At 69.2% G+C, this 13,982-nt stretch carries 14 protein-coding genes and 1 pseudogene; 10 read left to right on the forward strand and 5 right to left on the reverse strand.

Features of this window, described 5'->3' with window-relative positions:
* The 3 genes and pseudogenes from NK1_RS01370 to NK1_RS01380 form a co-directional block, all read right to left on the reverse strand.
* Positions 1-981, reverse strand: a pseudogene (locus tag NK1_RS01370) (hypothetical protein); the annotation flags it as partial.
* Between the two features lie 327 nt (positions 982-1,308).
* Positions 1,309-2,226, reverse strand: coding sequence for an SDR family oxidoreductase (locus NK1_RS01375; protein ID WP_036497635.1), 918 nt, complete (start codon positions 2,224-2,226; stop codon positions 1,309-1,311).
* Positions 2,227-2,295: 69 nt separating this feature from the next.
* Entirely contained in the window at positions 2,296-3,090 is a 795-nt protein-coding gene (locus NK1_RS01380; RefSeq protein WP_374726722.1) for an SDR family oxidoreductase, read from the reverse strand.
* A gap of 50 nt (positions 3,091-3,140) precedes the next feature.
* Between NK1_RS01380 and NK1_RS01385 the strand changes: the two genes are divergently transcribed.
* The 4 genes from NK1_RS01385 to NK1_RS01400 are packed head-to-tail and all read left to right on the forward strand — an operon-like array spanning position 3,141 to position 6,635.
* Complete coding sequence (locus NK1_RS01385; RefSeq protein ID WP_063006811.1) at positions 3,141-3,905, forward strand: enoyl-CoA hydratase family protein; 765 nt, start codon at positions 3,141-3,143, stop codon at positions 3,903-3,905.
* A 2-nt stretch (positions 3,906-3,907) separates the two neighbouring features.
* Positions 3,908-4,792, forward strand: coding sequence for a CoA transferase subunit A (locus NK1_RS01390; RefSeq protein ID WP_063007006.1), 885 nt, complete (start codon positions 3,908-3,910; stop codon positions 4,790-4,792).
* Positions 4,789-5,547 carry a CoA-transferase subunit beta gene (locus NK1_RS01395; protein WP_063006812.1) on the forward strand — a complete coding sequence of 253 codons (759 nt, stop codon included), beginning with the start codon at positions 4,789-4,791 and terminating at the stop codon, positions 5,545-5,547. Before NK1_RS01390 ends, NK1_RS01395 begins: the two co-directional genes overlap by 4 nt.
* Entirely contained in the window at positions 5,544-6,635 is a 1,092-nt protein-coding gene (locus NK1_RS01400; protein ID WP_063006813.1) for an NAD(P)H-dependent flavin oxidoreductase, read from the forward strand. Before NK1_RS01395 ends, NK1_RS01400 begins: the two co-directional genes overlap by 4 nt.
* A gap of 72 nt (positions 6,636-6,707) precedes the next feature.
* On the opposite strand, the gene NK1_RS01405 is transcribed toward NK1_RS01400, so the two are convergent.
* Both NK1_RS01405 and NK1_RS01410 read right to left on the reverse strand, forming a co-directional pair.
* Positions 6,708-7,346: a carboxymuconolactone decarboxylase family protein gene (locus NK1_RS01405; protein ID WP_063006814.1), complete on the reverse strand. Its 639-nt coding sequence runs from the start codon at positions 7,344-7,346 to the stop codon at positions 6,708-6,710.
* A gap of 43 nt (positions 7,347-7,389) precedes the next feature.
* Positions 7,390-7,956: a VOC family protein gene (locus NK1_RS01410; RefSeq protein ID WP_063006815.1), complete on the reverse strand. Its 567-nt coding sequence runs from the start codon at positions 7,954-7,956 to the stop codon at positions 7,390-7,392.
* Between the two features lie 123 nt (positions 7,957-8,079).
* On the opposite strand from NK1_RS01410, the gene NK1_RS01415 reads away from it, so the two are divergent.
* From NK1_RS01415 to NK1_RS01440, 6 genes are read left to right on the forward strand one after another with little or no spacing between them, the layout of a single operon-like run.
* On the forward strand, positions 8,080-8,715 hold the full coding sequence (locus NK1_RS01415) for a TetR/AcrR family transcriptional regulator (protein ID WP_063006816.1): 636 nt from the start codon (positions 8,080-8,082) through the stop codon (positions 8,713-8,715).
* A gap of 34 nt (positions 8,716-8,749) precedes the next feature.
* Entirely contained in the window at positions 8,750-10,045 is a 1,296-nt protein-coding gene (locus tag NK1_RS01420) for a CaiB/BaiF CoA transferase family protein (protein ID WP_084460496.1), read from the forward strand.
* Positions 10,042-10,953 carry a hydroxymethylglutaryl-CoA lyase gene (locus NK1_RS01425; protein WP_063006817.1) on the forward strand — a complete coding sequence of 304 codons (912 nt, stop codon included), beginning with the start codon at positions 10,042-10,044 and terminating at the stop codon, positions 10,951-10,953. Before NK1_RS01420 ends, NK1_RS01425 begins: the two co-directional genes overlap by 4 nt.
* Before the next feature lie 30 nt (positions 10,954-10,983).
* Positions 10,984-11,373: a nuclear transport factor 2 family protein gene (locus NK1_RS01430; protein WP_063006818.1), complete on the forward strand. Its 390-nt coding sequence runs from the start codon at positions 10,984-10,986 to the stop codon at positions 11,371-11,373.
* Positions 11,373-12,557 carry an acyl-CoA dehydrogenase family protein gene (locus NK1_RS01435; RefSeq protein ID WP_174552686.1) on the forward strand — a complete coding sequence of 395 codons (1,185 nt, stop codon included), beginning with the start codon at positions 11,373-11,375 and terminating at the stop codon, positions 12,555-12,557. Before NK1_RS01430 ends, NK1_RS01435 begins: the two co-directional genes overlap by 1 nt.
* Complete coding sequence (locus tag NK1_RS01440; protein ID WP_063006819.1) at positions 12,548-13,933, forward strand: phosphotransferase family protein; 1,386 nt, start codon at positions 12,548-12,550, stop codon at positions 13,931-13,933. Before NK1_RS01435 ends, NK1_RS01440 begins: the two co-directional genes overlap by 10 nt.
* The last annotated feature ends 49 nt before the right edge of the window (positions 13,934-13,982 follow it).

Here is a 13,982-nt window from a genome sequence, read left to right on the forward strand (position 1 = left end):
CGGCGCGGGTGGCGCGGCCGGTGGGACCGCGGCGGGCACGGCGGCGACAACCGGAGCACCCGGAACCGCGGGAACCGGAGGTACCAGCGGAATGGCCAACGGCGGCGCGGCCGGGGCCGCGGGCGGCGGAACCGGTTGCAGCAGAAGCAGAAGCAGCAGCGGCGACATCGCGGCCGCGGAGCCGACGGCGGCGGATCCGGTGACCGCGGAACCGGTGCCGAGCAGCGTGGCCAAGGCGGAACCCGTCGCGACGGACCCCGTACCGGCCAGCCCGGCCAGCGCGGAACCCGTTGCCGCCGAACCCGTTCCGAGAATACCGGCGAGCAGCGAGCCGACGCCCGCCGCCGCGGATCCGGTGGTGGCCAGCGCCGAGCCGGTAGCGGCGGAACCCGTTGCGGCGGCAGCGGATCCGGTGCCCGCAGCCGCGGAACCGGCCCCGGCCAACGCCGACCCGGTCGCACCTGCGACCGAACCCGTTGCGGCCGAACCGGTCCCACCGAGCGCGGAGCCGGTCAGTGCCGAGCCGGACGCCGCCGAACCGGCGGCCGCCGATCCCACCGCCGCCGAACCGGACCCGAGAATGCTCGCCAATCCGGCAAATCCCTCGCCGACGACCGGCGTCGGCGTGATCGGCGGCCCGGCGGGTCCGGACACCTGCGCCGGCGCCTGCGTCGAGGAGCTGGTGGCACGTCCGGGGATGGCCAGGTTGCCGTCGTACCGGTCGTCGTCGGTCGGAGATCCCGCTGCCCCCGGTTCCGGCGCGGTTGGTCCCTGCTGCCCGGCCGCACCAGCGCCCCCGGTGTTCGGCCGGGAAACCGCGGGGTTCTGCTGACGGGATTGCGTGCCCGGCAAGGGGGCGCCGACGGGTCCGGAGGGCATGGGGCCCGCTGGTTGTGCGTTGGCCACCAGGGGGCCGAGGACTCCACAACTGCCGATCAATCCGGCTACCGCAACAACGCGCGCTATGCGACCCATGGTCATGCGCTTGCCTTCCCTCAACTTCTCAGCGCAGATTTCTCCCCGGTCGCTACAACCTCTCCGGGACCGAACGAATGCGGCTCATCTTAACTGCCGACAGTTTGCTCGCGCAGCGAGATCATGTGAGCCCGATCACCCCGGGGGCCATGGGGATTGAAACCGGCCACCGCGGTGACCGCGCGCACTCGCTGCCGGGAAGTCGAAAACCCGACGTGATCCCTACTGACACAAGGGTATTGGATACAGCAGCGCCGGCGGATCGCGGCCGCGGGAAGGGGCGGCGGGGCGCGATCTCACCGGCGCGGATCGTTGCCGTGAGGGTTGCGGTGCTCAGGCTCCGTAGACCGGCTCGGGATCGGTTGCCTTGGCGATCAACTCGCGTACCACCGGTCCCAATTCGGACGGCTGCCAGCGCGCTCCGCGGTCCTCGGCGACACCGTGGCGCCAGCCGTCGGCCAGCGCCACCTTCCCGCCTTCGACCTCGAACATGCGGCCGGTGACACCCGCCGAATCCGGGCTGCCCAGCCACACCACCAGCGGCGAGACGTTTTCCGGCGCCATCGCGTCGAAGCCGTCGTCGGGGCGGGCCATCATATCGGCGAAGACGGTTTCGGTCATGCGGGTGCGCGCGGAGGGGGCGATGGCGTTGACGGTGACCCCGTAGCGCCCGAATTCCGCTGCGGCGGTGATGGTCAGAGCCGCGATACCGGCCTTGGCCGCGGCGTAGTTGCCCTGGCCGACACTGCCCTGCAGACCGGCACCGGAGCTGGTGTTGATGATGCGGGCGTCGCGGGCGCGACCGGCCTTGGATTCCGCACGCCAGTACTCGATGGCATGCCGCATGGTGGCGAAGTGGCCCTTGAGGTGGACGCGGATCACGGCATCCCACTCGTCCTCGGCCAGGTTGACCAGCATCCGGTCACGCACGATACCGGCGTTGTTCACCACCACGTCCAGTCCGCCGAAGGTCTCCACGGCCTGGCCGATCAGCCGCTTCGCACCGGCCCAGTCCGCGACGTCGTCACCGTTGACGACGGCCCGGCCTCCGGCCTGCACGATCTCCTCCACCACCTGGGCGGCGGGCGAATCGACGCTGGGCGCGCCGTCCAGTTCCGCACCCAGATCGTTGACCACCACGTTGGCGCCCGCCGCGGCGAAGGCCAAGGCGTGGGCCCGGCCGATACCGCGGCCGGCGCCGGTGACGATCACGGTGCGTCCTGCACAGATCAGCTCGGAGTTGTCGGTCATATCTGCTGCTCTCATTTCCTCGGTGCGGTAAGGGTTTTCGCTGTGATCGGTGCTCGCGCGCGACAACGGCTAGCGCGCGGCCGGCTCGGCGTCGTTGACGGTCGCCGCGTCCAGGAAGGCGGGACGTTCCCCGCCGCCGTGCACGATGAGCGATCCGCCGTTGACGTAGCCGGCCAGCGGCGAGGACAGGAAGACCGCGACCCGGCCGATGTCCTCGGGGGTCGCCAGCCGGCCCAGCGGCACGGTCGCCTCGACGGCGGCGATCCCGGCGTCGTCGCCGTAGTGCAGATGACTGGATTCGGTGCCGACCATTCCGACGATCACCGAATTGACCCGCACCTTCGGCGCCCACTCGATCGCCAGCGAGGACACCAGACTGTCCAGGCCGGCCTTGGCCGCACCGTAGGCGGCGGTGCCGGGCGAGGGCCGGTGGCCGCTCACACTCGAGACCATCACGATCGAACCGCCCTCGGGCTGCTGCTGCATCACGGCATTGGCCGCCTGCGAAACCAGCAGCGGGGCCAGCAGATTCAGCTCCACGATCTTGGCGTGGAAGTTGCGGGAGGCGGTGGCGGCGGGAGCGAACGGCGCCCCACCGGCATTGTTCACCACATGGTCGAGCCGGCCGTGCCGCTGCACGATCGTCTCGATCAGCCCGGTCACCGCCTCGCCGTCGCGCACATCGCACGGCAGAAATTCGGCGGTGCGCCCGGAACTCTCGATCGCCGCCTCGCCGGGGCGGCGCGCACACACCACGACCGTCGCGCCGGCGTCCAGGTACACCCGGCTGATGCCGGCGCCTACGCCCCTGACCCCGCCCGTCACGAGAACTACCGATCCGGACAGGTCCACTTCGATTGCCACCGTGCTAACCTACCAAGCACTTGCTTGTTTTGCCAACGAATGGACATGCGATGGGGATCAACCGTCACACCGAGACCTCGGGTATCGAGGTCGTCACGATCGACTATCCGCCGGTCAACGCACTGCCCACCGCGGGCTGGTTCGGCGTGGCCGATGCGATTCGCGAGGCCGGGCGCGACCCGGAAACCAAGGTCGTCGTGCTGCGCGCCGAGGGCCGCGGCTTCAACGCCGGGGTCGACATCAAGGAGATCCAGCGCAACCCGGGCCATCAGACACTCATCGACGCCAATCACGGCTGCTACGACGCCTTCGGCGCGGTCTACGACTGCCCGGTGCCGGTGATCGCGGCGGTGAACGGCTTCTGCCTCGGCGGCGGTATCGGCCTGGTGGGCAATGCCGACGTCATCGTCGCCTCGGACGACGCCACCTTCGGGCTGCCCGAGGTCGAGCGCGGCGCCCTGGGTGCGGCCACCCACCTGGCCCGGCTGGTCCCCCAGCACATGATGCGCACGCTGTTCTACACCGCCTCCACCGTCACCGCGCAGCAGCTGCACCACTTCGGCTCGGTGCACAAGGTGGTGCCGCGCGCCGAACTCGATTCCGCCGCACTGGAAGTCGCGAAGAACATCGCCGCCAAGGACGGGCGGGTCATCCGGGCCGCCAAGCGCGCGCTCAACGGCATCGACCTGCAAGACGTGCACCGCAGCTACCGCTTCGAACAGGGCTTCACCTTCGAGCTGAATCTCGCCGGTGTGGCCGATGAGATCCGGGCGCGGTTCGACGAGGATCTGGCTGCCAAAAAGGAGGCACGGTGAGCATGCGCGACAAGCGGATGTCGTTGGAGGACGCGGTTTCGCAGCTGCGCAGCGGGATGACCATCGGCCTCGGCGGCTGGGGTTCGCGGCGCAAGCCGATGGCGTTCGTGCGGGCGCTGCTGCGCTCGGACGTCACCGATCTGACCGTCGTGACCTACGGCGGGCCGGATCTGGGCCTGCTGTGTTCGGCGGGCAAGGTGCGCAAGGCCTACTACGGATTCGTCTCCCTCGATTCGGCGCCCTTCTACGATCCCTGGTTCGCCAAGGCGCGCACCGGCGGTGAGCTGATCTCCCGCGAAATGGACGAGGGCATGGTCAAATCCGGCCTGCAGGCGGCCGCTGCCCGGCTGCCGTTCCTGCCCACCCGCGCCGGTCTGGGCTCGGACGTGCTGAGTTTCTGGGAGGGTGAACTGCGCACGGTGCAGTCCCCGTATCCGGATGCCGACGGCCGCGTCGAAACCCTGGTCGCGATGCCGGCACTCGACCTGGACGCCGCGTTCGTCCACCTCGACATCGGCGACAAGCACGGCAACGCCGCCTACACCGGCGTCGACCCGTACATGGACGATCTGTACTGCCTGGCCGCCGAGCGGCGGTTCCTGTCGGTGGATCGGCTGGTCGAGACCGAGGAATTGGTGAAGGCCGTGCCGAACCAGGCGATCATCCTCAATCGCATGATGGTCGACGGCGTCGTGGAGGCGCCGGACGGCGCGCACTTCACCTTCTCCGGAAGCTACGGCCGCGACGAGAAGTTCCAGCGCCACTACGTCGAGGCGGCCAAGGATCCCGAGAGCTGGGCGGCCTTCAAGGCGCGCTATCTGGACGTCACCGAGGACGAATACCGTTCCGCGGTGGCCGAATTCGCTGCCGAGGAGGAGCGCCGATGAGCGAGACCACCACTATCACCCGCGCCGAGGTGTGCGCGGTCGCCTGCGCCGAGATCTTCCGGGGCGCGGGCGAGATCATGGCCAGCCCGATGTCGCCGACCCCCACCATCGGGGCACGGCTGGCGCGGCTGACCTTCGAACCGGATCTGCTGATCTCCGACGGCGAGGCGCTGTTGCTGGCCGACACCCCCGCGCTGGGCGCCAAGGCTCCCACCGAGGGCTGGATTCCGTTCGGCAAGGTGTTCGACGTCGTGGCCTCCGGGCGGCGCCATGTCGTCATGGGTGCCAACCAGATCGACCGCTACGGCAACCAGAATCTGTCCGCCTTCGGCGCGCTGCAGCAGCCGAAGCGGCAGATGTTCGGTGTGCGCGGCGCCCCGGGCAACACCATCAACCACGCGACCAGCTACTTCGTGCCCAAGCACAGCACGCGTGTGTTCTGCGAGACCGTCGACATCGTGTGCGGAATCGGTTACGACAAGATCGATCCCGAGAATCCGGCGTACCGGTTCCACCACCTGCATCGGGTGATCAGCAATCTGGGCGTGTTCGACTTCGGCGGGCCCGGCCACACCCTGCGGGCGCTGTCGCTGCATCCGGGGGTGAGCGCCGACGAGGTCGCCGAGAACACCGCGTTCGAGGTGGCCGGACTGGACAGCGCCGAGGTGACCCGCACGCCCACCGACGAGGAGCTGCGGATCATCCGTACGGTGCTGGATCCCAAGGGAATTCGGGAGAAGGAAGTGGCCTCGTGAGCCGGCTGCGGACTCCGCTGACCGAACTGGTCGGCATCGAGCATCCGATCGTACAGACCGGAATGGGCTGGGTGGCCGGGCCACGCCTGGTGGCGGCGACCTCCCAGGCCGGCGGCCTCGGCATCCTGGCCTCGGCCACGATGACCTACGCCGAACTCGAGGCGGCCATCGCGAAGACCAAGGCGCACACCGACAAACCGTTCGGCGTGAACATCCGCGCCGACGCCTCCGACGCCGCCGAACGGATCGAACTGCTGATCCGCGAGCAGGTCCGGGTCGCCTCGTTCGCGCTGGCGCCGAAGAAGGAGCTCATCGCGCGGCTCAAGGACGCCGGTGTGGTGGTGGTGCCGTCCATCGGCGCCGCCAAGCATGCGGTGAAGGTGGCCTCGTGGGGCGCCGATGCGGTGATCGTGCAGGGCGGCGAGGGCGGCGGGCACACCGGTCCGGTGGCCACCACGCTGCTGCTGCCCTCGGTACTCGACGCGGTCGACATTCCGGTGGTCGCCGCCGGCGGCTTCTTCGACGGCCGCGGCCTGGCGGCGGCACTCGCCTACGGCGCCGCGGGCGTGGCGATGGGTACCCGCTTCCTGCTCACCCAGGACAGCAGCGTGCCCGACGAGGTGAAACAGGAGTATCTGCGACGCGGGCTGCAGGACACCGTCGTCTCGCTGAAGGTGGACGGCATGCCGCATCGGGTGCTCAACACCGATCTGGTGGATCGGCTGGAACATTCGGGCAGCTGGCGCGGACTGTCCGCCGCGGTCGCCAATGCCGCGAAGTTCAAATCGATGACCGGTATGAAGTGGTCCACCATGGTCCGCGACGGTCTGGCGATGCGAAAGGCCAAGGACCTCACCTGGTCTCAGGTGATCATGGCCGCCAATACGCCGATGCTGCTCAAGGCCGGTCTGGTCGAGGGCAATACGCAGGCCGGTGTGCTGGCCGCGGGACAGGTCACCGGAATCATCGACGATCTGCCCACCGTGCAAGAGCTCATCGACCGCATCATCGACGATGCGGTCGCGCGGATCGACACGATCGCCGCGCTCCGAGACGGCGCCGCGGCGACCCCCGGCGCGTCCGCATAACCGAAACAGGTTCGGCCGCAACGACACAGGCCGCCTCGCCGACATCGGCGGGGCGGCCTGTGCGGCTTCCGGCTACTCCCCCGACAGATCTGCCGACAGGTCGCGGACCTCCACGCCCTCCGGAATCCGCACCTCCGCAACGGGTTCCGGGCGATCGTCGAATTCCAGCCGCAGGGCGCGGCATATGGTGGCGTGCATGTCGTACAGCGCCGTGATGTAGGTCAGTTCCAGAATTTCCGGATCGCCGAGGTTGGCTCGCAGCACCGCGAACACTTCGTCGGGCACCCGGCCGCCGTCGTGGACCAGGCAGTCGGTGTAGGCCAGAATCGCGCGTTCGAGTTCGGAGAAACAGTCGCTGATCTGCCAGGACGGGATGGCCGCGATCTTCTCCTCGGGAGCGCCCAGCGACCGCATCTGCTTGCAGTGCTGGGAGAACACGAACTGACTGCCGCGCGCGTATCCGGCGCGGCACTGCCCCAGTTCGCGCAGCAGCGGATCCAGGCGCGAGTTGCGGTAGACGGCGAATCCCCGGACCGCGTGCCGGAACACCTCGGGTGACTGCGCGAAGACGGTCCACCAGTCGCCGGGGGTGGCGTGAACGGTGCCGTGGTCGACGGCCGGGTCGCGGTCGGGCCCGAACAGCCGGTCGTAGTAGAACAGGATTCGCTCGTCGGTGACTTCGGCGCGCGGGACTTCACGCAGGCGGGGCATGCTTCGAACCTCTCGGTAGTGCGGTTTCGCGGCTGGTGGGTGATCAGAGTTCGGCGGCGGCGCGGCGGTCGGCGCCGGTCTTCGGCTCGTGCGATACGTCGTCCGCGGTGAAAGTCCTGGTCCAGCAGGCGAATTCGAGCAGCACCCCGTCCGGGTCCTGGAAGTAGAACGACCGCACGAAGGTTCCGGGGTGCACATCCCGGGAAACTCCCGCGGGGCTGTCGTCGTGATTGAGGACCCGGCTGACCTTGATGCCCTCGGCCTGCACCCGCTGGTAGTAGTCGTCGAATCGTTCCGGCGGCACGGCGAAGGCCACGTGGTTCATCGAGCCCACGCCGCTGACCAACTCCCCTTCGTCCGGAAGTCCCTTGGGCGCGGCCAGTCCGGGGGTGGCGTCGGGTGCGTCGGCGAGCCAGAAGAAGGCGATGGTGTTGCCGCCCCCGCAGTCGAAGAAGAAGTGCTGGCCGAGGTTGTGCGGCAGTTCGATGGTCTTGACCAACGGCATGCCCAGCGTGCCGGAGTAGAACTCGATCGTCCGGCGCATATCCGAGCACACCAGGGCCAGATGGTTGATTCCGCGTAGTTCGTATTTCGGGTTGGCGGCGCTCATTGCAGTCCTTCCGCTGTGGTGCCGATTCGACCTCCGTGACGGGTCCGCACCAGTACTGTGAGCTGGGATTCTCCCAACTGAACTGACTTGACAGTCATGTCATGTTCGTGGATAGTTTGAGCCGTGCCGAAGTCATCTGTCAATAGCGCGCCCACCCCCGTCGACAATCTGACGCCGCGGGGGCGCAAGACACGCGACGCATTGCTGGACGCGGCGCGCAAGGTGTTCGAGACCGTCGGATTCCTCGATACGCGAGTGGAACAGATCAGCGAGGAGGCGGGCGTCTCCTACGGCACCTTCTACCGCTACTTCGAATCCAAGGACCACGTGTTCGGCGAGCTGAGCACGCGGTTGTTCGAGGATATGCACCGCCGCGAACCCGCACCCGCGCAGCTCTCGCCTGCCGCCCGGCTGATCGCGGCCAATCGGTCCTATTACGCGGCCTACCGGCGCAACGCCCGGATGATGGCGATCGTGGAACAGGTCGCGACCTTCAACGAAGAGTTCCGGCAGTTGCGCCACGAACATCGGCGCCGGCTCATCGATCGCACCGCGCAGGCGATCGCCCGCTGGCAGCGCGAGGGGCTGGTCCGCGCGTCGCTGGATCCGGAGCTGGCCGCCCGGGCCATGTCCGCGATGGTCGACCACACGCTGTACCTGTGGCTGATCCAGGGCGAGGACGCCGATGAGCAGGCGTTGCTGGAAACCCTCGACCAGATGTCGGTCAGCGCACTCGGGCTCGACCCGGACGAGAAATAACGCATCCGTCCGGGGACATATCTCAGGAGGCAGTATGAGAACGGACCCACCGCACACCGCGCATCCCGACGCGCGCGACGGCGAGACCGAACCCGCGCACCCGGCGGCCGGAGCGCTCGACGGCTTCCGTGTGCTAGAGCTGGGGACGCTGATCGCGGGGCCGTACTGCGGACGCCTGCTCGGTGATATGGGGGCCGACGTCATCAAGATCGAAGCGCCGGATCGTCCCGACCCGCTTCGTGATTGGGGCCAGGCGGCCGGTGGCGGCCACCAGTACTTCTGGACCGTGCACGCCCGCAACAAGCGGTGTGTGAGTCTCGATCTGCGCGTTCCGGCGGGACGCGACATCTTCCTGGAACTGGCCCGCACAGCCGATGTCGTGGTGGAGAGTTTCCGGCCCGGCACACTGGAGCGCTGGGGTATCGGCTACGACGTGCTCAGCGCGCTGAATCCGGGGCTGGTACTGGCCCGCGTCTCCGGCTACGGGCAGACCGGGCCGTACGCGTCGCGGGCGGGTTACGCGTCGGTGGCCGAGGGCATCAGCGGGCTGCGCCACCTCAACGGATTCCCGGGACAGGCGCCGCCGCGGATGGCGTTGTCGCTGGGCGACAGTCTGGCCGGCCTGTTCGCCTTCCAGGGTGTGCTCGCCGCGCTGCTGGTGCGGGAGCGGACCGGACGCGGGCAGGTGGTCGACGCGGCGCTGACCGAGGCGTCGCTGGCGATCCAGGAGTCCACGGTTCCGGATTTCCACAAGACGGGACATGTGCGCCAGCCCTCGGGCACCCGGCTGGACCGGGTGGCACCGTCGAATCTGTACAAGGCCAAGGACGGGCTGTGGGTGATCATCGCGGCCAATCAGGACACCGTCTTCGGGCGGCTGGTCACCGCGATGGGGCGGCCCGAACTCGCTTCCGACCCACGGTATTCCACCCATTCCGCGCGGGGTGAACGCCAGGACGAACTCGACGAGATGATCGCGGCGTGGGCCGGAGATTTCACCGCAGCCGATCTGATCGATCTGCTGAATCGGCACGGCGTGGTGGCGGGCCCGGTGAACACCGTCGCCGAGGTGATGGCGGATCCGCAGTTCACCGCGCGCGGCATCTTCGTCGACCACGTCGATCCGTCCGTCGGACGCGACGACGCCGGATACGATCCCGTCCCGGTCAAGGGTGTCGGCGTCGTGCCGCGGCTCAGCGCCACCGCCGGTGGCGTGCGCTGGGGTGGTCCGAGCCGGCCGGGCACACATACCGACGAGGTACTGGGTGAGCTGCTCGGATACGATTCCGACCGGCTGGCCGGATTGCGCGGCGAAGGCACGATCGGATGACCACCGTCGACATTCGCGAAGTGGGACCGCGCGACGGCCTGCAGATCGAGGAGCCGATTCCCACCGAGGCCAAACTGGCCTTCATCGATGCGCTCGTCGCCACCGGAGTGCGCCGGATCGAGGCCACATCGTTCGTCTCACCGCGGGCCATTCCGGCGCTCGCCGACGCCGAAGCCGTTGCCGCGCAACTACATCGGTGGCCCGGTGTGGAGTTCTCCGCCCTGGTCGCCGGTCTCGGCGGGGTGGGGCGCGCCCTCGCCGCCGGTGTGCGTCGGCTCGAATACGTCGTATCGGCGTCGGACGGGCACAGCCGGGCCAACGTGGGACGTGACAGCGCCGAATCGGTCGCGCTGATCGAGCCCATCGCCGAGCAGGTGCATGCGGCCGGCGGCCGGCTGGAGGTGATCGTCGCCATCGCCTTCGACTGCCCGTTCGACGGCCGCACCCCGCCGCGGCGGGTGGCCGAGATCGCCGCGCGGGCCGTGGCTTCCGGCGCCGACTCGCTCGCCGTCGCCGACACCGTGGGCACCGCCTCACCGATCCGGACCGCCGACGTGATCGACCGGGTGCGGGCTGCGGCCCCCGATACCGAACTCGGCATCCATCTGCACAACACCCGTGGACAGGGGCTCGCCAACGCCTGGGCCGCCTATGAACACGGCGTGCGCCGATTCGATTCCGCCGCAGGCGGTCTCGGCGGATGCCCGTTCGCCCCCGGGGCGAGCGGCAATATCGCGACCGAGGAATTGGCCTATCTGTTCTCCGACGGCGGCATCGAGACCGGCATCGACATCGACCGGGCGCTCGACGCCGCCCGGCTCATCTCGCGCCTGCTCGGCAAGCCGGTCGACAGCAATCTGCTCGCCGCGGGCGGTCGCCTGCGGCCCAGGAATGCGGCATCACACTGAGCCGCACGAGAATCACCCGGAGGTCTTCGCATGGATGAACTGGCCGACCGCTTCTTCGCCGCGGTCAGCGCGGGCGATACCGCGGCCCTGACCGCGCTCTACGCGCCCGAGGCCCGGATCTGGCACAACGACACGAACATCGAGGAGACCGTCGCGGACAATCTGCGGGTCCTGCGCTGGCTCTCGCGCACCGTGGAAAACCTGCGATACGAGGATATTCGGCGCTATGTGCTGCCGGACGGCTTCGCCCAGCAGCATGTCGTGCGCGGCCATCTGCCCGGCCACGGCGAGCTGGAGGTCCCCGCGAGCCTGTTCGTGCGTGTCCGGGACGGGCACATCACCCGAATCGACGAATACGTCGACTCGGCGGCGACGCAGCCGCTGCGCGAGGTGTCGGTGGCGAGCGGAGGTTACCGATGATGCCGGTCAACCGCCCGGAGGGCGAGATCGCCGAATTGTCCGCACGGATGCGCACATTCATCGATACCGAGGTCGTTCCCGTGGAGCCGGTGCTGGCCCGCGAGGACGACACCGCACACGCCACCCTCGCCCGCTTGAAGGAGCGGGCGAAGGAGCTCGGACTGTGGGCGCTGGGCCATCCGGCCGAACTCGGCGGCGGCGGTGTGCCGTTCCTCGACTTCGTCTACCTGAACGAGATCATCGGCCGCTCCGAATTCGGCATGCTGGCCGTCGGTTCGGTCTCCATGCAGGACACGCTCATGCTGTACCGGCACGGCACCGAGGAGCAGCGGGCGCGCTGGATTCCGCCCATGGTGTCCGGTGACATCCTGCCCTCGGTCGGCCTCACCGAACCCGAGGTCGCCGGATCCGATCCCACGCTGATCGCCACCGCGGCCGAACTGGACGGCGACACGTGGATCATCAACGGGCACAAGTGGTTCACCACCGGCGCTGCCCAGGCGGCGTACTGCACCGTCTTCGCCCGGACCGAACCCGAATCGGTGCCGCGCCACTCCCGGATCAGCGCGATCATCGTGCCGACCGACACCCCGGGCTTCGAGATCGTCCGCTCCATCCCGACCATGGGCCACGATCCCAGCGATCACTACGAGGTGCGGCTCACCGATGTGCGGGTGCCGGCGGCGAATCTGCTGGGTGAACGGGGCCAGGGTTTCGTGGTGGCACAGGACCGGCTCGGTCCCGGCCGGATCTTCCACTGCATGCGCTGGCTCGGCCAGGCCCAGCGCGCCTACGAGCTGATGTGCGAGCGCGCGAACACCCGGTACGTGCACGGCTCGTTGCTCGCCGAGAAGGGCGAGATCCACCGGTACATCGCCGAATCCGCGGCCGAGATCCATGCGGCCCGGTTGATGACGCTCGACGCCGCCCGCGCCATGGATGCCGGTGAGGACTACCGGGTGCGGGTCGGGTTGATCAAGTTCTGGGGTGCGCGGATGCTGCACAATGTGATCGATCGCGCCATCCAGGTACACGGCGCCCTCGGGCTGACCGCCGACACCCCGCTGGAGCGGATGTACCGGCAGGCCCGCTACGCCCGCGTCTACGACGGGCCCGACGAGGTCCATCGCATGTCGACCGCGCGCCGGTTGCTGCGCTCCCCCGAGGCGGCGCCGTGGCTGTGAGCGCGGAATCGGCTGCCGCCGAATCGGTTACGCTCACCGACGGGGTGCGTGCGGTACTGGCGGACACGCTCGGTACCTCGATCACCGATGTCGCGTTGCGGCAGTTCACCGGGGGTGCGAGCCGGCAGGTGTACGCGGTCGAGGCCCGCGACGGCACCGGCGCCGCGGTGCGGGCCGTGCTGCGTCGGGACCCGCCCGGCCACGGCGATTCGGCGCGTATGCACGCCGAGGCGGTCTGTCTGCGGGCGGCCGGTGCTGCCGGAGTGCCGGTACCCGCCGTCCTCGCGGACGGGGCCACCGCGCCCGGGATCGACGCCCCGTATCTGCTGATGGAGCGCGTCGACGGCGAGTCGATTCCCCGGAAACTGCAACGAGATCCGGCATTCGCCGCGGTACGCGACCGGCTGGCCGGCGATCTCGGTTACGTCCTGGGGCTGATCCACCGCACCCCGCTGGACACCCTGGACATCCTCGACGATCACGATCCGCTCGCCACCATCGATCAGATCTATCGCGACCTGGACGATCCACGGCCGGCGGTCGAGGCCGGACTGTGCTGGCTGCGCGAACATCGGCCCGCCGAACGCCCGAAGGCGTTGGTGCACGGCGACTTCCGGCTGGGCAACTTCCTGATCGAGCCGGACGGCGTGCGCGCGGTGCTGGACTGGGAGCTGGCCCATCTCGGCAATCCGATCGAGGATCTGGGCTGGTTGTGTGTGCGGGCCTGGCGGTTCGGCGCCGAGGCGCCGGTGGGCGGGCTGGGCAGTCGGCAGCAACTCCTCGACGGTTACGAACGGTCCGCGGGCTACCGGCCCACCGCGGCGGAACTGCACTGGTGGGAAGTCTTCGGCACGCTGAAATGGCTGGTACTCAGCCGGTTTCAGGCACATCGGCATCTCAGTGGGGACGAGCGCTCGCTCGAACTCGCCGCGATCGGACGCCGGGTCTGCGAATCGGAATACGATCTGCTCACCGTCCTGGACCTGCTCGACGACACCGTGCCGACTCCTTCGCCCTCGGAAACCCCGGCGACCGTGCATGATCGGCCGCATCCGGCCGAAATACTGGAACTGGTCGCCGAAACGCTCACTGCGGAGATCGGGCCCGCGCTCCCGGCGGAGCAAGCACGCGCGCGCTACCTGCTTCGCGTCTGTGCGAATCTGCTCGGCATCGCCGCGCGCGAATCGGCCGCCGGCCCCGCCGCCACCGACGCGGTGCACGGCCATCTGGCGGCGTCGGGCTGCGAGTCCGAGGCGGATCTGGCCGCGCACCTGCGCTCCGGCGCGGTGTCGTACACCGACCAGGCCGTGCGCCGGGCGATCTCGGCCGCGGTCCTGGCCCGCCTGCGGATCGCGAATCCGCGCCACCTGAGGTAATCGCCCCACGGCGAACGGCGGCCCGGTGGCGACGGATCAGCGTCACCAC

This window comes from Nocardia kruczakiae NBRC 101016, from assembly GCF_001612965.1.
Taxonomy (GTDB): domain Bacteria; phylum Actinomycetota; class Actinomycetes; order Mycobacteriales; family Mycobacteriaceae; genus Nocardia; species Nocardia kruczakiae.